Origin of the sequence: Dyella humi, from assembly GCF_044904605.1 — a bacterium.
Taxonomy (GTDB): Bacteria; Pseudomonadota; Gammaproteobacteria; order Xanthomonadales; family Rhodanobacteraceae; genus Dyella_B; species Dyella_B humi.
The window spans coordinates 790,065-810,103 of sequence record NZ_JADIKI010000021.1 but is presented as its reverse complement, the minus strand read 5'-3'; the positions used below and the strand labels follow the sequence as shown (position 1 = coordinate 810,103).

Here is a 20,039-nt window from a genome sequence, read left to right as displayed (position 1 = left end):
GCGCATCGGAATGAAGCCAAGCCTGCCTTAGGTATCTGTGCCGTAAAGCCAATCACCCATTCCCCCCATTCCCGAAAGGACGAGTCGTCATGAACACACACTTCAGCGGCCACAACGGCGGTCACAAAACGGCTAAACCAAACGTCCACTCCAGCATTCCGCAAAAACCCAATCCAAGCGCCCGCCCAAACGTTCCCAAAAAGGGTAATGGCTACTCGATGGTTGGAAAAAAGTTGAGTGCGGGCGTCCATGCTGCATTGGCTAAGACAAAATCCAATACGATAGCGCCACTGGCTGGGTACGGCAGTGTTGAATATGGCGGTTCGGCACCTGGCGATTGGTCGTGTGCCTTCGGCTCGTATGCAGTTGCTAGCGGAACCCATTCAACGGCTTATGGACACGCGACCTATCCCGTCGGGCCATATACCATTGCCATCGGGTCCGACGTAAACACAGGCAATGGACAGGGAAATATCGCCATTGGTACGAGTGCTCTCATCAATAACACGGGAGCGGGTGCGATAGTGATTGGCTACACTGCGCTTGTTCAACCCAACGGTGGTGATGCTGCCGTCACGGGAGCCGGATCGATCGTACTCGGTAATAGCGCGAGCGTTTACGGCAATAATTCCATGGCCATTGGTAACGGCGCCCAGTCGGGGCAGACCAGCAACATTGCACTGGGTGCCGGTGCCCAAGCCTTGGCCAACAATGATGCGGTAGCGATCGGCACCAACAGCCTGGCGGATCGGGCGTTGACGGTGTCGATCGGCAACAAGTCCACCGGCCTGACGCGTCGACTCGTCAACATGGATGCCGGTGGGCAAACCACCGATGCAGTGAACGTGAGCCAGTTGCTATCCGTCCTGACGGCGCTGGGCGGCAGTGCGGCGCTCGACCAGTATACGGGTGTGGTGACGGGCCCGACCTACACGCTCGCCAACGGCGGCCCGCAGACCACGCTCAGTGGCGCCTTGGATGCGCTGGACAAGGCGGTGAGCGATGCGGGCGGCAGCGACCCGTATGTCGTCGTCAACAGCACAGGAGCGAGCGCCACGGCGACAGGCACCGATGCCGTCGCCATCGGCAGCAATGCCGTCGCCAACGCCGCGCTTTCGGTGGCGCTGGGTACCAACTCCACTGGCGACACCGCCAATGCCGTGTCGGTGGGCAACCCTAGCCTTCTGCGCAAGATCATGTACGTGGCTGCGGGCGACGTAACGGCCACCAGCCGGCAGGCGGTGAACGGTTCACAGCTCTTCACCACCAACCAGACTCTGAGCGATCTGCGATCGGCACTGAGCAGCAGCGGCCTGATCGACCCGAATGACCCGAATAGTACGCTGGCGATCACCTACGACACCGCGTCGAAGACCACCGTGACGTTCGGCAGCCGGGGCCAGCTGGTGGAGCTCATGAACGTCGCCCCCGCGCTCCAGGCGACCGATGCGGTCAACCTCAATCAAATGACGATCGCGTTGGACAACGTGCGTAGCGAACTGGGCGACAGCCTCCCCTACGTCAAGGTCAATTCCACCGGTGCGGATGCCAATGCGGCCGGTCTCGACGCCGTGGCGATCGGATCGGACGCCATCGCGACGATTGAAGGCAGTGCCGCTTTTGGCGTGCGGGCACGCGCGTCGGCCGCCCATGGCGTGGCGCTCGGCAGCGACAGCCTGGCCGATACGGTGTTGTCCGTGTCGATCGGCAATAAACCGGCGGGCCTGAAGCGTCGGTTGATGAACCTGCAAGCCGGTACGGACGCGGACGATGCGGTGAGCGTGAGACAGTTGCAGCCGATCATGAAGGCGCTGGGCGGGAATGCCTCGATTGATCCAAGCACCGGCGAGGTGACAGGTCCCACCTACACGCTCGCCAACGGCGGTGTGCAGACCAGCCTCGAGGATGCGCTGGGTGCGCTGGACCAGGCCGTGAGCGAGAGCGGCGCGAACAACCCGTATCTGGCCATCAACAGCACCGGACCGGATGCAGCCGCGCTGGGCCAGGAATCGATTGGCCTGGGCAGCGGCGCAAGTGCCACCGGCAAGAATGCCGTGGCGATCGGCGCCCATACCGTAGCGGGTGCGGACAACACCGTGTCGATGGGCAGCCCAGGCAGCGAACGCACGATCGTCAACGTCGCCGCTGGTGATCTATCGGCGACCAGCACGGATGCGGTGACGGGCATGCAGCTTAATGCGACCAACCTGAGGGTGGGGGTGCTGGAAAACACGCTGGACAACAGCGGCCTGATCGATACGGGCACGGGCAAGTTGTTGGCGGTGACCTACACCAACGCCTCGCAGAACCTGATCCAGCTCGGCAACCTGAATACCCCGGTGGAGATCATGAACGTCGCCGATGGCATCGCCGGTAGCGACGCGGTCACCGTCAACCAACTGACGGGTGCCATCAACGGTCTGAGCAGCCAGTTCAGCAACAACCTCAAGTACGTCCGAGTCAATTCGACGGGCACCAATGCCAATGCCAGTGCCAACGATGCGGTGGCGATCGGATCGACCGCCAACGCGACGGCGCCGGCGACGGTGGCGATCGGCACCGGGTCGCGCGCGTCGGCCACGAACTCCGTGGCGATCGGCTTTAATTCCGTGACCAGTCAGTCCTACACCGTCTCCGTGGGCAGCGTTGGCCAAGAGCGCAAGGTCATCAACGTGGCCGACGGCGATTTCAGCGCGGGCAGCACGGATGCCGCCACGTGTGGGCAGGTGTTTGCTGCACTGGGCATGGTCGCGGGCTCGCGCTCGGGCGTGTTCGATGTCACCGCCCCGCTGTATGCGATCGAAGGCTTGTCGGGCGACAACACGGCGTCGCTCAACGGGCAGCCGCTCGACTCGGGCACCGCCTTGGCGTTCGGTGTGAGTTCGGGCACCAGTGGTCTGAATACGGCGGCCTTTGGTCTGAACTGCCTGGCCCTATCCGATAACGCCGTGGCCATTGGCACCTACGCCCAAACGGGAGCAGGTCAGGACTATTCGGTGGCCATCGGCGCCAACGTCCAGACCAACGGCATGAATGCGGTCGCCTTGGGTGGGAACGATGTCCAGGCTAACGCCGACTATGCGTTGGCGGTGGGCAACCGCGCCACCTATGCGATCGGTCAGGGTTCGATTGCGATAGGAAGCAGTGCGAAATCGCGCACCAACACGGTTAATTCAATCGCCATCGGTACCAGCGCGAACGTGCCGAACAATGTGACGAATGCACTGGCGCTGGGCGCAAACACCAGTGTGACCGTGAATGGCGGCGTCGCACTCGGGCAAGGGTCGGTCGCCAATCGCGGCAACGCGGTGTCGCTGGGCAACACGAGCAGTACGCCCATCACGCGACAGATCATCAACGCGGCGGCCGGTACGCAATCGACCGATGTGGTGATCATCAACCAGTTGCAAGGCGTGACCAATGTCATTGGTGGCGGTGCCGCGGTCGGTGCGGACGGCAGCATCACGCCGCCCTCATACACGATCGGCGGCACGCCGTACACCGACGTGAGCGCCGCCCTCAACGCCGTGGCGAACATGGCGGGGACGGACCCGAACGCGGTGGCGTACGACGACACGGCGAAGGACACCGTCACGCTGGGCGGCGCGGGCGGCACCCTGCTGACCAACGTGCAGGATGGCAGCGTTGCCGCGGACAGCCTGGATGCGATCAACGGTAGCCAATTGTTCGGCACAGCCGATAGCCTTGCGACTAACCTGGGTGGCGGTGCGGCGGTGAATGCGGACGGCACCGTCAGCCCGCCGTTGTACGTGATTGGCCCGACGCTCGCGAACGACGTGGGGACGGCGCTGGGCAATGTCGTTACCGTGGTCAACACCAAGTTGGCCGATGCCGGGCTGGTGGATCCGAGCAGCGGTCAGGCCATTGCCGCGGTGACCTATAACGGCGCGTCGAAGAACAGCGTGACGTTGGGCGGTACCGGCGCGACGCAGACGGTGAGAATGAATAATCTGGCGCCAGGGAGTTTGTCGGATACCAGCACGGACGCCGTGAACGGTTCGCAGTTGTCCGCGACGAATCAGATCGTCGACGATTTGACAAATGCGCTGCAAACGGGCGGCGTCATCGATCCGACCTCAGGCAAATCGTTGGCGGTGACGTACGTCGACGATACGGAAACCGCTGTTGAGCTCGGTACCTTGGGCACGCCGGTAACGGTGTCGAATGTGGCGCCCGGTACGCAGGCGACGGATGGTGTCAACATCAGCCAGTTGGAAGGCGTGACGAGCGCCTTGGGCGGTGGCGCGGGTGTGGATCCGAATGGCAACATCGTGCCACCTTCGTACACGGTAGACGGCACGCCTTACCCCGACGTGGGCGCGGCCATCAACGCGGTGGCCGCCATCGCGGGGACGGATCCCAATGCGGTGGCGTATGACGACGCGGCGAAGGACACGGTAACGCTGGACGGCGCCGACGGCACCTTGTTGACGAACGTACAGGATGGCAGCGTCGATGCGACCAGCCTGGATGCCATCAACGGTTCGCAGTTGTTCGGCACGGCGCAAAGCATCGCGACCGGCCTAGGCGGGGGTGCCACGGTGAATCCGGATGGCACGGTGACGCCACCCACCTATGCGATCGACGGTACGACGGCGAACGACGTGGGTGGTGCGATCACCAACCTCTACGATGTGATCAACACCAAGTTGGCCGACGCCGGCGTGGTGGATTCAGTCACAGGCCAAGCTCTTGCGTTGGTCGCGTATGACGATGCCTCGAAGGATGGCGTGACGTTGGGCGGCGTGGGGTCGACGACCCCGGTGCCGCTGCACAACATCGCGACCGGTACGGCCGACACCGATGGCGTCAACGTGGCTCAATTGACGACAGGGCTGAGCGACCTTGTGACCGAATTGGTCGATGGCACGATCAACATCAACATGAAATACATCAAGGTCAGTTCCACCGGCACCCAGGCCGGTGCAAGCGGTGTCAATGCGGTAGCGATCGGCTCGGCGTCCAGCGCCACCGCGAACAATTCGCTGGCCATCGGAACAGGCGCGCGTGCATCGGGTATGAATGCGGTGGCGATCGGCACCAACTCCGTGGCCAATCAACCCAATGTGTTCGCCGTGGGCAGCGTTGGCGGTGAGCGCAAGGTCGTCAACGTCGCCAATGGCGATGTCAGTCCTGGCAGCACGGACGCCATCACCGGTGATCAGTTGTCTGCCGTGTACAAGGCACTGAACGCCATCACCCGTGCGGGTGGAGCGAAGGGCGTGAAGGACGTGGTTGATCCGCTGGCGGCCATCGAAGGCCGGAGTGGCAACAACGTTGCCTCGTTGAACGGTGGTGATCCCGAGAGCGAAACCGCCGCGGCGATCGGTGTTTTCTCCGTGGCCAGCGGCCGCAACGCGATTGCGGTGGGTTTGCGTAATGTGGCGGGCTCCGATTACTCGGTGGCGTTCGGCCGCATGGCGCAAACGGGCGTGGATCACCCGTACTCCGTCGCGGTGGGGTCGGAGGTTGTGACCAATGCGCCGCGTGCCGTGGCACTCGGTACACGGGTGCAAGCCAACGGCGAGCATGCAGTGGCCGTCGGCAGCAACGAGACCTGGGCCATTGCCCGAAGCGCCATCGCGATGGGCGAGGGTGTGAAGGTGCATGGTGATCACAGCATCGCGATCGGTCGGCGTGCGAGGGTCGCCGCGAACGCGAGCGATGCACTGGCACTGGGCGCCGAGGCGAGTGTGGCAGCGGGCGCCATGGGCAGTGTTGCACTGGGTCATGGTGCGGTGGCGGACCGTGGCAACGCGATTTCCATCGGTGGTGGTTCGATCGGCACGCGGCAGATCATCCACGTGGCGAAGGGCACCGAACCGGATGACGTCGTGACTGTTGCGCAATTGAAGGAGGCGGTTGCAGCGATGATGGCCGAGATACAACTGCTGCGCAGCCAGCTTGGTGCACGTCCGCCGGCGCAATGATGCAAAAAAAGAAGCCTGGCAAAAGGCCAGGCTTTGAAGAGCGAAACATTAAGGATTAAAAGCAAGAAGCGTATCGAAGCGGGCGGGGCTGCAACCCCGCCCGCACTTTCATTACCACTGGAACGAAGCACCCACACCTACCGTATTGCCACTGCTGGACAGGCCTACGCCTGCACGAACCTTCCAGTTTTCGCTGACGCGAGCTTCACCACCCAGCGCAGCAGCGGTATAGCCCTTGTAGTTCGCAACACCGGCACCAACCGACAGCGTTTTGCCCACATCGACGCCCGGAATCATCGTCAAGGCCGTGGCGGCTGCAATGCCGGAGTAAGCACCGCGTGCGGTGTTGTTGAGCTGGCCTTGCAGGCCGTCGATCTGGCCCTGCATTCCGTCGATGCGTCGGTCGAGCTGATTTACAGCCCCTTCGACACCACGGACTTGCTGACCGCCCACCGTGTAAGTCGGTGTAGTGATCGTGCCGTCCGCGTTGACGGTGGAACCGCCACCCAGTGCATCGGCCGTGCTCTGCGCTGTAGCGGCCAACTGTGAACCGTTGACGGCGTCTTTGCTTCCCGCGTTCACGGCGCCATCGCCGACGTTGGTGATCTTGTTGCCCTGAGCGTCGTAGTTCCACTGGCCGCCATTGCCGCCACCATCACCACCGCCGCCGCCGTTGTTCTCGATGTTCGTGACGCGGTCGCCGATGTTGGTGACGGACTGGTTCAAGTTGGTGACTTGGCCCTGCAGATCGCTGAGCTGGCCGTAGTTGACGGCGTCATACTGATTCTTGCCATCCGCCACGTTGGTCAACACCACCGGAGCCGCAGCGGGGCCGCCCAGCGTCACCGAACCGTAGTTCACCGAGCCATCCGAATTCAGGTCGTACCGCACGGCATTCGGATCGGTGGTGCCAGATTGTGTCGCCGCTTGAATGGCCTGCTCGACAGTGGAGTAACGGTTACCCTGGACGATGTAAGTAGGCTGCGTGATGCTGCCGTCTGGCGCAATGCCAGCGCCGCCGCCCAGTGCATCCGTCACGCCTTTGAGCTGGCTCACATTCACCGCGTCGGTGAGTTGCGTACCTGCCGCCACGTTGATGATCTGGCGTTCCGCGCCGGCTGCGCCGATGGACAGTGCATTCCCGCGGCTGGCGACGGAGCCGGCACCCAAGGCTACGCCGCCGTTGGAGCCTGCGGTCACGCTGGTATTCGCACCTAGCGCCAGCGCGTTGCTGACGTTATTAGCCACGTTCGCGCTGGTGCCCATGGCTATCGAGTTGACTGCGCCGCTGCGTACTTTCGCGCCGTTGCCGATTGCGACCGAACTTTGGCCCAGGGCCCAGGTATTGTTGTTGCCGACCGCCAGCGCGTTATCGGCGTTGGCCTGAACATGTGAACCCAAGGCGATGGCCTGTGTGCCCGTGGTCTGAGCGTCGGCCCCTACAGCTACCGAATAAGGCGTACCTGCGCCCGTTGAGGTGTTGCTGCCGAGAGCGACGGAGTTGTCCGATAGCGCTACTGCCTGCAAGCCGAATGCGACCGTGTCGCCACCACTGGCAATCGAACTCGAGCCCATGGCAAGCGCGGTGGTGAGCGTCGGATCTGCGCCGTTCACGGACGCGAGGTTGTTGTTACGCGCGCCTTCGATGGCGATCAGCGGGTCGGTCACGTCCATGACACCGATGGAGCCGGCATTGCGCGAAGCCGCCGTGGAGGTGAATTGATTTGCTGCGTACGACGGCGCGTCGGTCGAGGTTTCTTTGCTCTCGACGTCAGCGTCAGTCGTTGTGTCGTAGCTCGCTGCAACCGGCGTATCGGTCACGTCGACGCCGCTGGCTATGGCCGTGCCCATGATGGCTTCGGCCAGCGCTAATGCGATCAGGCGACGCACAACCGTGCCCTTCGTGCGCTTCTGTGTGGTGTTGGTGGGGGCTGCCGAAGTGTTCGTCGCCGTGTTCTGGATGTCACGATTCCGCACGTTCATGGCGTGCTCCTCATCTGCTTGGTAGGGGATGAGGAAATAGTAAGAATCGGGTGTCTGGCGATCAGTCGGCCCGGGCCGATTGGCACCGGGTTAGTAGTAGTCCTAGTCCTAAATTGACAAGCGCGGACTATTTGACGCGCGTCTTGGAGGGGGCTTCCCCTACGCGCATTTACATTTCTTTGTTATTGCCATTATGCGGCGATGTGGGTAGTCGTCTTCGGACGCTGAGCGTCGGCGGTCACGATACTACGGCGTTTCTCAATGTCTGCGGTAGCGGCACGGACTTGCCGGTAGCCGGATCCATCCACACCATCACCACGTTGCCATCGCAATAAAGCTTGCTGTTGTCGGTCGCATCTACGATGCGGTGGCCCACTGTCATGGAGCTGTTGCCGAGCCGCGTGCAAAACAGTTCCACGTGCACTTGCCCAGGCCACTCGATGGGGCGCCGGTAATGGAGTTCGCTGGCCGCCATCACCGGCACGGCATGTTCGTCCGACCACGAACCCGGCAGGTGCTGCAGCCATTGCACGCGCGCCTCTTCCAGATAGGTGAGATAGGTGGAGTTGTTGACGTGATTGAACGCGTCCAGATCGCGCCAGCGCACGCTGATCGCCGCCGTGTACAACACCGGGACTGATGCGGAAGAGGAGTCGGTTGCAGTAGTCATGAAGCCACTTTGCGTTTGGGTTTGGCATTGCCATTGTCGGCTTTGGCGCGTATAGCCTTCACCGGCTTGAGGTGCGAGGCGAGGAAGCGGCCGGTATGCGAGCCCGGCGTGGCCGCGACGATTTCCGGCGTGCCGGCGGTGAGAATGCGTCCGCCGCCTGCGCCGCCTTCGGGGCCCAGATCGACGATCCAGTCGGCGGTCTTGATCACGTCGAGGTTATGTTCGATCACCACCACGGTGTTGCCCTGCTCGACGAGTTGATGCAGCACGTCGAGCAGTTGCTCGATATCGTGGAAGTGTAGACCGGTGGTGGGCTCGTCGAGGATGTACAACGTGCGCCCGGTGTCGCGCTTGGACAATTCCTTCGACAGCTTCACGCGCTGCGCTTCGCCGCCGGACAGCGTGGTCGCGCTCTGACCGAGCTTGATGTAATCCAGGCCCACCGCGCGCAGCGTGTCGAGTTTGCGCGCGATGACCGGCACGTTCTCGAACAGCTTGGCGGCATCTTCCACCGTCATGTCGAGCACGTCAGCGATGGTGTGGCCCTTGTAGAGAATTTCCAGCGTTTCGCGGTTGTAGCGCTTGCCGTGACAGACGTCGCAAGGTACGTACACATCCGGCAGGAAGTGCATTTCTACCTTGATCATGCCGTCGCCTTCGCAGGCTTCGCAGCGGCCGCCGCGCACGTTGAAACTGAAGCGTCCCGGCGTGTAGCCGCGGGAGCGCGATTCCGGCACCTGCGCGAACAGTTCGCGCAGTGGTGTGAACAGGCCGGTGTAGGTGGCCGGATTGGAGCGCGGCGTGCGGCCGATCGGTGATTGATCGATATCCACCACTTTGTCGAACAGTTCCAGGTTTTCCACTGACTTGTAGGTGGCGGGCTGGACGCTGGAGCCGTTCAATTCGGCCGCGGCAAGGGCGAACAGCGTGTCGTTGATCAGCGTGGATTTGCCGGAGCCGGAGACGCCCGTGACGCAGGTGAACAAGCCGGCCGGAATCGCCAGATCCACGTTCTTCAAGTTGTTGCCGCTGGCGCCACGCAGATGCAGCCACGAATCCTTGTCGAGCTGTTCGCGGCGTTCCTCGGGTATTTTGATTTCGCGTTTGCCGGAAAGGTATTGGCCGGTGACCGAACGCGGCGAAGCGAGAATGTCTTTCAGGGTGCCTTGCGCGACGATTTCGCCGCCGTGCACGCCTGCGCCGGGGCCGATATCCAGCACATGGTCGGCGGCGCGAATCGCATCTTCGTCGTGTTCCACCACGATCACGGTGTTACCCAGATCGCGCAGCCGCGTGAGTGTACCAAGCAGGCGTTCGTTGTCGCGCTGGTGGAGGCCGATGGAGGGTTCGTCCAGCACGTACATCACGCCGACGAGACCGGCGCCGATCTGCGAGGCAAGACGAATGCGCTGCGCTTCGCCACCGGACAGCGTGTCGGCTTGGCGATCGAGCGTGAGGTAGTTCAGGCCGACGTCGTTGAGGAAGCTCAGGCGCTCACGGATTTCCTTGACGATCTTCACCGCGATCTCACCGCGCCAGCCGGTGAGCTTGAGCGTTTCGAAGAAGGCGAGCGCATCGTCGATGGAGCGCGCGGTAAGCACAGGCAGCGCTTGATCGGCAACGAACACGTTGCGTGCCGAACGGTTCAAACGCTGGCCGCCGCAGTCGGGGCAGGGATGATCGCTGATGTACTTCGCCAGCTCTTCGCGCACTGCGGACGATTCAGTTTCCTTGTAGCGGCGTTCCAGGTTCGGCAGGATGCCTTCGAACGCATGTTCACGCGTCACCTTGCCGCCGCGCTCAGTGAGGTAGCGGAACTGGATCTTCTCCTTGCCGCTACCGTACAGAATGGCCTGCTGCACCGTCTTGGTCAGCTTCTGCCACGGCGTATCCACGTCGAAACTGTAGTGCTTGGCCAGCGACATGATCAGCTGGAAGTAATGTGCGTTGCGGCGATCCCAGCCGCGTACTGCGCCGCCCGCCAGCGATAGTTCCGGATGACCGACCACGCGATCGGGCGAAAACACTTGCGTGACGCCAAGGCCATCGCAACTGGGGCAGGCGCCCACCGGCGAGTTGAAGGAGAACAGGCGCGGTTCCAGTTCCGGCAGCGAGTAGTCGCACACCGGGCAGGAGTAGCGCGAGGAATACAACTGCTCGCTCGCTTTCGGATCGTCCATGTCCACCACGATCGCCAGGCCGTCGCCCAGGCGCAGTGCGGTCTCGAAGGATTCGGCCAGGCGTTGCTTGATGTCATCGCGTGGGCGGAAGCGGTCGATCACCGCTTCGATGGTGTGCTTCTGGCGCAGGGTGAGCGGTGGTACGGCGTCCAGGTCGTACACGGCGCCGTCCACGCGGGCGCGCACGAAGCCTTGCGCGCGCAACTGTTCGAACACTTGCACGTGCTCGCCTTTGCGCTCGCGGATCACCGGCGCCAGCAACATGAAGCGCTTTTCCGGGTTCATCGCCAGGGTGGTGTCCACCATCTGGCTCACCGTTTGCGCTTCCAGCGGAATGCCGTGATCCGGGCAGCGCGGTGTGCCGACGCGGGCGTAAAGCAGGCGCAGGTAGTCGTAGACCTCGGTGATGGTGCCCACGGTCGAGCGCGGGTTGTGCGAGGTGGATTTCTGCTCGATCGAGATCGCCGGCGACAGGCCCTCGATATGGTCCACATCCGGCTTTTCCATCATCGACAGGAACTGCCGCGCATAGGCCGAGAGCGACTCGACATAGCGCCGCTGACCCTCGGCATAGATGGTGTCGAACGCCAGCGAAGACTTGCCCGAACCGGACAGACCGGTGATCACGATCAGCCGGTCGCGGGGCAGGTCCAGGTCGATGTTCTTGAGGTTGTGCGTGCGCGCGCCGCGGATGCGTATGGTGTCCATCACGCCTGACTATTTGGGGGACCTCGCACTATAACAACTGGCCGTATCAAGACCCCATGGCGAGTTCATAAACCTGCTGACAGCATGGTGTCAGCAGGCCGATTCGTCGGCCGACTAGGCAGCCGCTTGGCACCCGACTATGCTCGCCGGCTTGGGTAGCGGATTCCTGACGTGACGGGGTGACATATGGCTGGTAAATGGGTGATCGGCATGGGGTTGTGCGCAGCGCTGGCGGCCGGCTCCGCTTGGGCGGCCCAGCCGTCTGAGGCGCTGGTGCGGGAACTGATGCAGGTCATGAACGTCCCCGGCCAGTTCACCGTGATGAACAACCAGATGGCGTCGATGATGAGCCAACAGCTCCCCTGCGTGCCGGCCACCTACTGGCAGAACTACATCGACAAGAGCGGCCAGGAAGAGCTGCTCACCGCCATGATCCCGGCCTATCAGCACCATTTCTCGTCCGACGAGGTGGAAGGGCTGATCAAGTTCTACAAATCCCCGCTAGGCCAGAAGCTGGTCGCCCAGATGCCGGCCACCATGGCCGAGGCTGCCCAGAGCGGCCAGCAATGGGGTCGCCAACGCACCTCCGACATGTTCGCGGACCTGCAGAAGCAAGGAAAACTGGACGGCCAGGGCCGCTGCCCGGGTACCGGCGGCGCCCAAGGGCAGTAGGGCGGTGGTGGGTGGTCAGTGATTGACCAGCGGGGTGCTCTATCGCTAAAATCCGCAGTTCGCTACGCCCGCAAGGGTGGCAGCGAACCCAAGAGAATAACGACAGAAGGGCCATTCCCATGAGTTATGCAGTCATCAAGACCGGCGGCAAGCAGTACCGCGTTCAGCAGGGCGATGTCCTGCGCGTGGAACTCTTGAACGCCGAAGAAGGCGCCAGCGTGAAGTTCGACCAGGTGCTGCTGGTCGGTTCCGGTGAAACCATCACCGTCGGCGCCCCGACCGTAGACGGCGCCAGCGTTTCCGCCACCGTGCGCAAGCATGGCCGCGCCGATAAGGTCCGCATCATCAAGTTCCGCCGCCGCAAGCACCATAAGAAGCAGCAGGGACATCGTCAGCATTTCACCGAAGTCGAGATCACGGGCATCAACGCCTGATCCGCCAATCTGGAGTAATCAGTCATGGCACATAAAAAAGGCGTAGGTTCATCCCGCAACGGTCGCGATTCGAACCCGAAATACCTTGGCGTGAAAATCTATGGCGGCCAGGCCATCGAGGCCGGCAACATCATCGTTCGCCAGCGCGGCACCCAGTTCCATCCCGGTACCGGCGTGGGCCTGGGCCGTGACCACACGCTGTTTGCGCTGATCGACGGCAAGGTCGAGTTCAAGGTGCGCGGCGAGAACAATCGCAGGTACGTCAACGTCATCAAGGGCTAAGCCCGTTTTGACGTAAGCACGAAGGCCCCGCTCCGGCGGGGCTTTTGTTTTATTAGCGGGAATCGTCAATCATCAAAAGCTGATTCCCGGCTCATGGCCGCCATTCCCGCGAAAGCGGAAATAACGGCCATGGGGGTACGATTTCCGACTTCCGAATCCCGGCATCCAATCCCATGAAATTCGTCGACGAAGCGATCATCAAAGTCCACGCCGGAGACGGTGGCAACGGCTGCATCAGCTTCCGTCGCGAAAAATTCATTCCGTTCGGCGGTCCGGACGGTGGCGACGGTGGTTTGGGCGGCTCGGTCTGGCTGATCGCCGACGAGGGCCTGAACACGCTGATCGATTTCCGCCACCAGCGCAGCTTCAAGGCGCAGCGCGGCCAGAATGGCATGGGCAGCGACATGTACGGCAAGGGCGGCGACGACACGACAATCCGTGTGCCGGTCGGCACCGTCGTCACTAACCTCGACACCGACGAAATCATCGGCGACCTCACCGCGCACGGCCAGCGCCTGCTGGTGGCGCAGGGCGGCAAAGGCGGCCTAGGCAATATCCACTTCAAAAGCTCGGTGAACCGCGCGCCGCGCAAATCCACGCCGGGTACGCCGGGCGAAGTGCGCGAGCTGAAGCTGGAGCTGAAGCTGCTCGCAGACGTGGGCCTGCTCGGCTTCCCGAATGCGGGCAAATCCACGTTCATCCGCGCCGTCTCCGCCGCTACGCCGCGCGTGGCTGATTATCCGTTTACTACCCTGCATCCGAACCTGGGCGTGGTCAGCCTCGGCACCGATCAGAGTTTTGTGATCGCCGACATCCCCGGCCTGATCGAAGGCGCTGCGGAAGGCGCGGGCTTAGGGATCCAGTTCCTGCGCCACGTGGCACGCACACGCCTATTGCTGCAGATCGTGGACATTGCGCCGATCGACGGCTCCGACGTGGTCGAACAAGTGCACGCCATCGAGCATGAACTGGAAAAGTTCGACTCCGAACTGCTGCACCGCCAACGCTGGCTGGTGCTCAACAAGGCCGACGTGCTGCCAGTGGACGAACGCCAAGCAGTAGCCGAAGACATCGTCAAGCGTCTGGGCTGGACGCAGCCGTGGTTCGTGGTGTCGGCCATCGCGCGCGAAAACACCATGACTGTGTGCCAGCAAGTGCAGCGTTTCTTCGAAGCGCAGCACGAGGCGCGCGAAGGGCGCACCGATATGTTGCCTGGTGACGTGCGGTTGCGCGGGGAGACGTGACCTAGCCTTACACCAGTTCCTTCTCCCCCATCTTTCATTAAGGATGGGGGAGAGGGTGAGGGGACAATCTTGCGATAGAGGTTATAAATACAGCTCTTGGAAAAGCAGCAACCACACAACGCAATGATTTGCTTTACGGCAAGCCCCACCCCTCACCCCAACCCTCTCCCCCAAATAGAAATGAGGATGGGGAAGAGGGAGTTGAAACCAGCATGAAGCTGCAAGCCCGCATCGCCACCTATCGGCGCCTGCGCGAAGAACCGCTCTGGCGTCTGCTCGCCGCCGATCACGCGCCGGAAATCATCGGCCTGCTGCAAACCCTACTGATGGACGTTGAGCGCAAGCTGAGCGCATCCATTCTGTTCGAGCGCCTACAGCACCATCTCGACACCATCAACGCTTCCGATCTGCCGCGCGAGTTGCCGCGCACCGCGCAGGCGTATGTTGCCGATTGGTTGGCAAAAGGCTTTCTGGAGCGCCGCCTTCCCGAAGGCGCCAGCGAAGAGGAATACGAACTTTCCGCGCAAACTGCGCAGGCGCTTCGCTTCGTCAGCACGCTGGATACACCACGCAGTGCCGCCACCGAAAGCCGCCTGTCGCTAGTGATCGAGCAACTGGTGCGCTTGGCCGAGCAGACCGAAACCGACCCCACTACGCGCCTACAGGCGTTGTATGCCGAACGCGATCGCCTGGATGCCGAGATCGCGCGCGTCAGCATTGGCAAAGTGGCCGCGCTGGACGGCAAGCGCGCATTGGAGCGCGCACGCGAAGTCATCCAGCTTGCCGACGAATTGGCCGAGGACTTCCGCCGCGTACGCGACGACTTCGAACATCTAAATCGCGAATTCCGCGAGCGCATCATCGACGACGAAGGCGAGCGCGGCGACGTGCTCGATCGCCTGTTCGAAGGCGTCGACGTGATCGCCGAGAGCGAGGCCGGCCGCAGCTTCAAAGCGTTCTGGAGCCTGCTCAACGACGTGGAGCAAAGTGCGCAGTTGGATGTCGCACTGGAGAATGTGCTATCGCGTGGTTTCGCAAAAAAGCTGCAGCGCCACGAGAGGCAGTTCCTGCGCGGTCTCACGGGCGTGATGCTGGAACGCGGCGGCCACGTGCACGATGTATTGCAGCACTTCGCGCGCAGCTTGCGCGGTTTCGTCCAAAGCCGCGGCTATCTGGAACAGCGCCGTTTGAATCAGTTGCTAAAGCAGGCGCAGGCCGAGGCGCTGCAATTGCGCGATTCGGTCAGCGTGCGCCAGCGCACGCCGTACACGCTGCAACTCACCACCAGTCGTTTGCGCTCGCTTTCACAATGGCGTCTGCACGATCCGCGCAATGCCCAAGTGGACGGCAGCATCCTGCGCAGCGAAGGCGCGGCGATTTCGTTGGGCAGCGTGAGTGAGCTGGTGGCGCAGTCGGAAATCGATTTCCGCAGCCTGCGGCGCGATCTGCATGAACTGCTTGCCGGACACGATCAGCTTTCCATCAGTCAGGTGCTTGACCGCAAGCCGGCCGAACAAGGGCTGGGCAGCGTGGTGGGTTATCTCTCGCTGGCTACGCGCCATGGCGTGATCGCAAGCGGCGAACAGGAAGCAGTGAGCTGGAGAGGCGGCGATGGCCAGTGGCGTCACGCGCGCATTCCCCTGGTGTGGTTTCTGAAAGAGAAACGTCATGAATTTGCTTGAAGACGAACCGCTGGCCATCGAGCCGGCGCCGAAACCCTCGAAGCACGACAGCCTGTTCGATGGCGACGCCGGCACTCTGCCGCTGGATGCGCGCCGCGCGCTCTGTCAGTTGCTGAGTGGTCCCAGCGTCGATCAAGGACGGCACAGCCAGCTGTGGCCGGCTGTACTGCGCTACGAAGCGCAGCTCCGCTCGCATCTCAACGATCTGTTCCTGGAGCTGGTGCTCGACCGCGATGCCGGCGTGGCTTTCACGCGCCAGGCTGATACTGGCGAACTGGAAACGCCGGTGCTGCTGCGTTCCTCGCCGCTCACGTTCATCGATTCGGTGTTGCTGTTGCACTTGCGTCAGCAATTGGCCGAAGCCGATGCGCAAGGCCATCGCGCAGTGGTAGAGGAAAGCACGCTGGTGGACGCCTTGTCGGTGTACGAGAAAAATCTCTCCACCGATCGCGCGGGCTTCAACAAGCGTGTGGCGGCGTCCATCGGCAAGATGAAGGAAAACCACGTGCTGGAAAAACTGCGCGGTAGCGAGGATCGCTACGAAGTGTCGCCGGCATTGAAACTGCTGTTCTCCGCCGAAGACGTGCAGGCCTTGGCGCAGATCTACCGCCAGCTGCGCGAGACAGATGAAGTCGCCAAAGAGGTTGCGGATGAACGCTAAACCCAAGGCGGCGCGCAAGCAGGCCAAGCGCGATACGACGCCCACGTTGTTCATGTCTGACCTGCCCGATCCGCGCGAGGAACAGTTCCGCATGCGGCGCCTGCAGGTGCTCAACTGGGGAACTTTCAACGGCTTGGTGGACGTTCCCATCGCCGAGCGCGGCTTCCTGTTCGTGGGCCGCTCCGGCTCGGGCAAATCGACCTTGCTCGACGCGATGTCGGCGCTGCTGGTACCACCCAACCTAGTGGACTTCAATGCCGCCGCGCGCGAGGCCGAGCGCAGCGGCCGCGATCGCAGCCTGGCTTCTTACGTGCGTGGCGCGTGGGCTGATCAGCACGACGGCGAATCCGGTGAAATCGCCACGCAGTACCTGCGCAAGGGCAGTACGTGGTCTGCGCTGGTGCTGGAGTACCGCAATGCACAGGGCGAAACGGTTAGCCTGATCCGGCTGTTTTGGATCGCCGGCAACGGCTCGACCGCGGCGGACGTGAAAAAGCATTACATGGTGTGCGAGCGAGGGTTCGACGTCGCCAGCGAGTTGCAAGGCTTCGACCTTGACCTGCGCAAGCTCAAGGCGCGCTTCGGCGAGGACGTGCATCATTTCGACACCTTCGCCGGCTACGCGGAACGCTTCCGCCGTCTGCTCGGCATCCAGAACGAGATGGCGCTCAAGCTGCTGCACAAGACGCAGTCGGCGAAGAACCTGGGCGATCTGAACACCTTCCTGCGCGGCTTCATGCTGGATGAGCCGGAAACCTTCGCCGCCGCTAATCGCCTGGTGACCGACTTCGGCGAACTGGATGCTGCACACAAGGCGGTAGTGATCGCGCGCGAACAGGTCGACACGCTGGTGCCCGCGCGCATCGCGCACGAAAACCTGTTGAAGTTGCGGCGAGAAATAAGCACGTTGCGCGAGCTGCACCTGTGCGTGGATACCTGGCGCGAGCAGCGCCGGTTAGTGCTGCTGGACGAACGGCTGGCTGAACTCAAGATACGCGACGTGGCGCTGGAAGGCGAAATCGCGCAGCGCCGCCAGACTCTGGAAAATCATGACCGCCATCTGGCCGATCTGGAACAGCAGCGTCGCGAGCAGGGCGGCGACCTGATCGATCAGCTCGAGCGCGAACACGAACAGGTCGCGCGCGAACGCGACGAGCGCATGAAGCGCCGCGACAAGGCCGAACGCGCCTGCGGCGAACTGGGCTGGATCGTACCTTCCACCGCACAAGGCTTCGCCGAGATCGTCGGCCGCTCGCGCGAATTGCTGGACGGCGCGCGCGACCGCGCCGCCAGCCTGGAAGAGCGCATGGATGTGTTCAAGCGCGAACGTGACCAGGCCAGTCAGCGTTTTGGCGCGGTGCGTGCCGAAATCGAAGCGCTCAAGCGCAATCCCTCCAATATTCCGGCGCCAATTCAGGCGATGCGCGCACGTCTGTGCAACGAACTCGGCTGGTCCGAGAACACGCTGCCGTTCGTAGGCGAGCTGCTGCAGGTGAAATCCGAACACACAGCATGGCGTGGCGCGATCGAGCGCGTGTTGCACGGTTTCGCCTTGTCGCTGCTGGTGGACGAGCGTCACTACGCCGAGGTGTCCAACTGGGTCAACAAGACGCATCTGGGCGGCAAGCTGGTGTATTACCGCGTCAGCCGCGTCGATGCGCTCGGCAATCGCAGGCCCGAATCCCGTTCGTTGGTACACCGGCTGGATATCCGCGACCACGCGCATCGCGACTGGCTGACCCATGAGTTGGAGCGACGCTTCGATTACGCCTGCGTGGATTCGCCTGCCGCCCTTCGCAACGCTGATCGTGCCATCACCCGCGAAGGCTTGGTGAAGCATGGCGGCGACCGCCACGAAAAAGACGACCGTCGTGCGGTGGACGATCGTCGCAACTGGGTGCTGGGTTTCGACAATCGCGACAAGCTGGCGCTGTTCGAGCGCGAAGGGCAGGAGCTGGCTCAAGCAATCGCGCAAAGCGCCGCCGAGTTGGATCGGCTTAAGGCCGAACGCGATGCCGATGGCGATCGCCGTCTTGCCGCTTCGCAGCTGGCCAATCTGGAATGGGAAGAGATCGATGTAGCACCCAAGCTGCGCCGCCTGGGCGATATCGAAAACCAATTGCAGCAATTGCGCGCCGGCGACGCCACACTGCAGGAAATCATGCGGCAGTTGGATACCGAGCGCATCGCGCGTGGACGTGCAGCCAATACCCTGGAAGATGCATCCGCCGAACGCCTGTCGCTGGAACGCGAGCGGAACGGTTTCAACAAGCAGCGTGAATCCTGCCGGCCGCTGGCCCTGGCGATGACGCTTTCGGCTGCACAGACGGACGCCTTGGCAACTCGTTTGCCGGCACATCCCCCGCTGATGCTGGACAACCTCGATCGCCAGATCAATCAGGTCAAGGATGGCCTGAGTGTGGCACTGGCAGAGCACGCGCAGCAGGACAACGCGCTGGTGCAGGCAGTCGAGGAATGCTTCCGCACGTTTTGTCGCAAATGGCCGCAAGACAGTGCCGATTTCACGCCCAACATGGATTCGGTGGAAGGCTTTCTCTCGCGATTGCGCCGATTGGAACTGGACGGCTTGCCCAAGCATGAGGCGCGCTTCTTCGAACTGCTGCAAAGCCAGAGCAAGCAGAACCTTCTGGTGCTGCAGAAACACATGACCGAGGCGCGCAAGTCGATCGGTCAGCGCATGGACGAGGTGAACGAAAGCCTTGAGCGCGTGCCATTCAACCGCGGCACCCTTCTGCAGATCGACCTTGCTGACCGCAACCTGCCGGAAGTGCGCGAATTCCAGTTGCAATTGCGCGAAGTGCTCTCGCATCACCAGACCGAAGATCGCGAACGCGCCGAGTCGCAATTCGCTGTGCTGCGCCAACTGGTGGCCAAGCTCGCCGCCGACGATCCCGAGCACAAGCGCTGGCGCGAACAGGTGCTGGATGTACGTCAGCACGTGGAGTTCGTGGGCGTGGAAAAGGACGCCAACACGCAGGACACAGTGGAGGTGTATCGCAGCGGCGCCGGCAAATCCGGCGGACAACGCCAGAAGCTGGCGACCACGTGCCTTGCCGCTGCGTTGCGCTACCAGCTCGGCGGCGACGACGGTCATCTGCCGCGCTACGCGCCGGTCGTGCTCGACGAAGCCTTCGACAAAGCCGACAACGAATTCACCGCGCTGGCGATGAACATCTTCGATAACTTCGGCTTCCAGATGGTGGTGGCCACGCCGCTAAAATCGGTGATGACGTTGGAGCCGTTTATCGGCGGCGCGTGCTTCGTCGACATCTCCGGCCGACACTCTTCAGGCGTGCTGCTGATCGAATACGACAAAGACAACAAGCGATTGGCTTTGCCGGAGAAAGCGCGCCAGGCACAGGCTGATGCGGGCGCCTGAAGAACTGCGCAAGCGACTGGATGCGCGCTGGAAAAACCAGCGCCGCAACTGAAGCGTATTGCTTGGAATTGGGTATGCATCGCGTAGTAAACGCTTGCTCTGCCTAAATATCTCGGCTGGTGCGATATCAAGTCTTGCCTTGTTGTCATTTCGGCCTTCGTCGGAATGACGG

10 protein-coding genes and 1 pseudogene are annotated in these 20,039 nt (G+C 62.4%); 8 read left to right on the top strand and 3 right to left on the bottom strand.

Features of this window, described 5'->3' with window-relative positions; genetic code table 11:
• Positions 1 to 89 precede the first annotated feature (89 nt).
• Complete coding sequence (locus ISP18_RS04235) at positions 90 to 5,951, top strand: hypothetical protein (protein WP_380017314.1); 5,862 nt, start codon at positions 90 to 92, stop codon at positions 5,949 to 5,951.
• A 111-nt stretch (positions 5,952 to 6,062) separates the two neighbouring features.
• Here the strand turns inward: ISP18_RS04235 and ISP18_RS04230 are convergent, their stop codons facing one another.
• The 3 genes from ISP18_RS04230 to uvrA form a co-directional block, all read right to left on the bottom strand.
• Positions 6,063 to 7,934, bottom strand: coding sequence for a YadA-like family protein (locus tag ISP18_RS04230; protein ID WP_380017312.1), 1,872 nt, complete (start codon positions 7,932 to 7,934; stop codon positions 6,063 to 6,065).
• A gap of 238 nt (positions 7,935 to 8,172) precedes the next feature.
• Positions 8,173 to 8,604: an acyl-CoA thioesterase gene (locus ISP18_RS04225; protein ID WP_380017310.1), complete on the bottom strand. Its 432-nt coding sequence runs from the start codon at positions 8,602 to 8,604 to the stop codon at positions 8,173 to 8,175.
• Positions 8,601 to 11,492: an excinuclease ABC subunit UvrA gene (gene uvrA, locus ISP18_RS04220; RefSeq protein ID WP_380017308.1), complete on the bottom strand. Its 2,892-nt coding sequence runs from the start codon at positions 11,490 to 11,492 to the stop codon at positions 8,601 to 8,603. Before uvrA ends, ISP18_RS04225 begins: the two co-directional genes overlap by 4 nt.
• A 186-nt stretch (positions 11,493 to 11,678) precedes the next feature.
• Between uvrA and ISP18_RS04215 the strand changes: the two genes are divergently transcribed.
• From ISP18_RS04215 to ISP18_RS04185, 7 genes and pseudogenes are all read left to right on the top strand, one after another.
• Positions 11,679 to 12,164, top strand: coding sequence for a DUF2059 domain-containing protein (locus ISP18_RS04215; protein WP_380017306.1), 486 nt, complete (start codon positions 11,679 to 11,681; stop codon positions 12,162 to 12,164).
• A 119-nt stretch (positions 12,165 to 12,283) separates the two neighbouring features.
• The gene (gene rplU / locus ISP18_RS04210; protein WP_380017304.1) at positions 12,284 to 12,598 is read left to right on the top strand and encodes a 50S ribosomal protein L21; all 315 of its coding nucleotides are present in this window, start codon (positions 12,284 to 12,286) and stop codon (positions 12,596 to 12,598) included.
• 24 nt (positions 12,599 to 12,622) lie between these two features.
• Complete coding sequence (gene rpmA, locus ISP18_RS04205; RefSeq protein ID WP_380017302.1) at positions 12,623 to 12,880, top strand: 50S ribosomal protein L27; 258 nt, start codon at positions 12,623 to 12,625, stop codon at positions 12,878 to 12,880.
• A gap of 173 nt (positions 12,881 to 13,053) precedes the next feature.
• On the top strand, positions 13,054 to 14,124 hold the full coding sequence (gene cgtA / locus ISP18_RS04200; RefSeq protein WP_380017300.1) for an Obg family GTPase CgtA: 1,071 nt from the start codon (positions 13,054 to 13,056) through the stop codon (positions 14,122 to 14,124).
• 212 nt (positions 14,125 to 14,336) lie between these two features.
• On the top strand, positions 14,337 to 15,806 hold the full coding sequence (locus tag ISP18_RS04195; protein WP_380017298.1) for a DUF3375 domain-containing protein: 1,470 nt from the start codon (positions 14,337 to 14,339) through the stop codon (positions 15,804 to 15,806).
• Positions 15,793 to 16,467 carry a DUF4194 domain-containing protein gene (locus ISP18_RS04190; RefSeq protein WP_380017296.1) on the top strand — a complete coding sequence of 225 codons (675 nt, stop codon included), beginning with the start codon at positions 15,793 to 15,795 and terminating at the stop codon, positions 16,465 to 16,467. The genes ISP18_RS04195 and ISP18_RS04190 overlap by 14 nt, the downstream gene beginning before the upstream one ends.
• Positions 16,457 to 19,858: pseudogene (locus ISP18_RS04185) on the top strand (ATP-binding protein); the annotation flags it as partial. The gene ISP18_RS04190 and the pseudogene ISP18_RS04185, both read left to right, overlap by 11 nt.
• Positions 19,859 to 20,039: the final 181 nt, after the last annotated feature.

Excerpts from the sequence above, each read along its gene's own strand:
- ISP18_RS04235 (WP_380017314.1), top strand. The coding sequence starts at position 90 with ATGAACACACACTTCAGCGGCCACAACGGCGGTCACAAAACGGCTAAA.
- ISP18_RS04230 (WP_380017312.1), bottom strand. The coding sequence starts at position 7,934 with ATGAACGTGCGGAATCGTGACATCCAGAACACGGCGACGAACACTTCG.
- ISP18_RS04225 (WP_380017310.1), bottom strand. The coding sequence starts at position 8,604 with ATGACTACTGCAACCGACTCCTCTTCCGCATCAGTCCCGGTGTTGTAC.
- uvrA (WP_380017308.1), bottom strand. The coding sequence starts at position 11,492 with ATGGACACCATACGCATCCGCGGCGCGCGCACGCACAACCTCAAGAAC.
- ISP18_RS04215 (WP_380017306.1), top strand. The coding sequence starts at position 11,679 with ATGGCTGGTAAATGGGTGATCGGCATGGGGTTGTGCGCAGCGCTGGCG.
- rplU (WP_380017304.1), top strand. The coding sequence starts at position 12,284 with ATGAGTTATGCAGTCATCAAGACCGGCGGCAAGCAGTACCGCGTTCAG.
- rpmA (WP_380017302.1), top strand. The coding sequence starts at position 12,623 with ATGGCACATAAAAAAGGCGTAGGTTCATCCCGCAACGGTCGCGATTCG.
- cgtA (WP_380017300.1), top strand. The coding sequence starts at position 13,054 with ATGAAATTCGTCGACGAAGCGATCATCAAAGTCCACGCCGGAGACGGT.
- ISP18_RS04195 (WP_380017298.1), top strand. The coding sequence starts at position 14,337 with ATGAAGCTGCAAGCCCGCATCGCCACCTATCGGCGCCTGCGCGAAGAA.
- ISP18_RS04190 (WP_380017296.1), top strand. The coding sequence starts at position 15,793 with ATGAATTTGCTTGAAGACGAACCGCTGGCCATCGAGCCGGCGCCGAAA.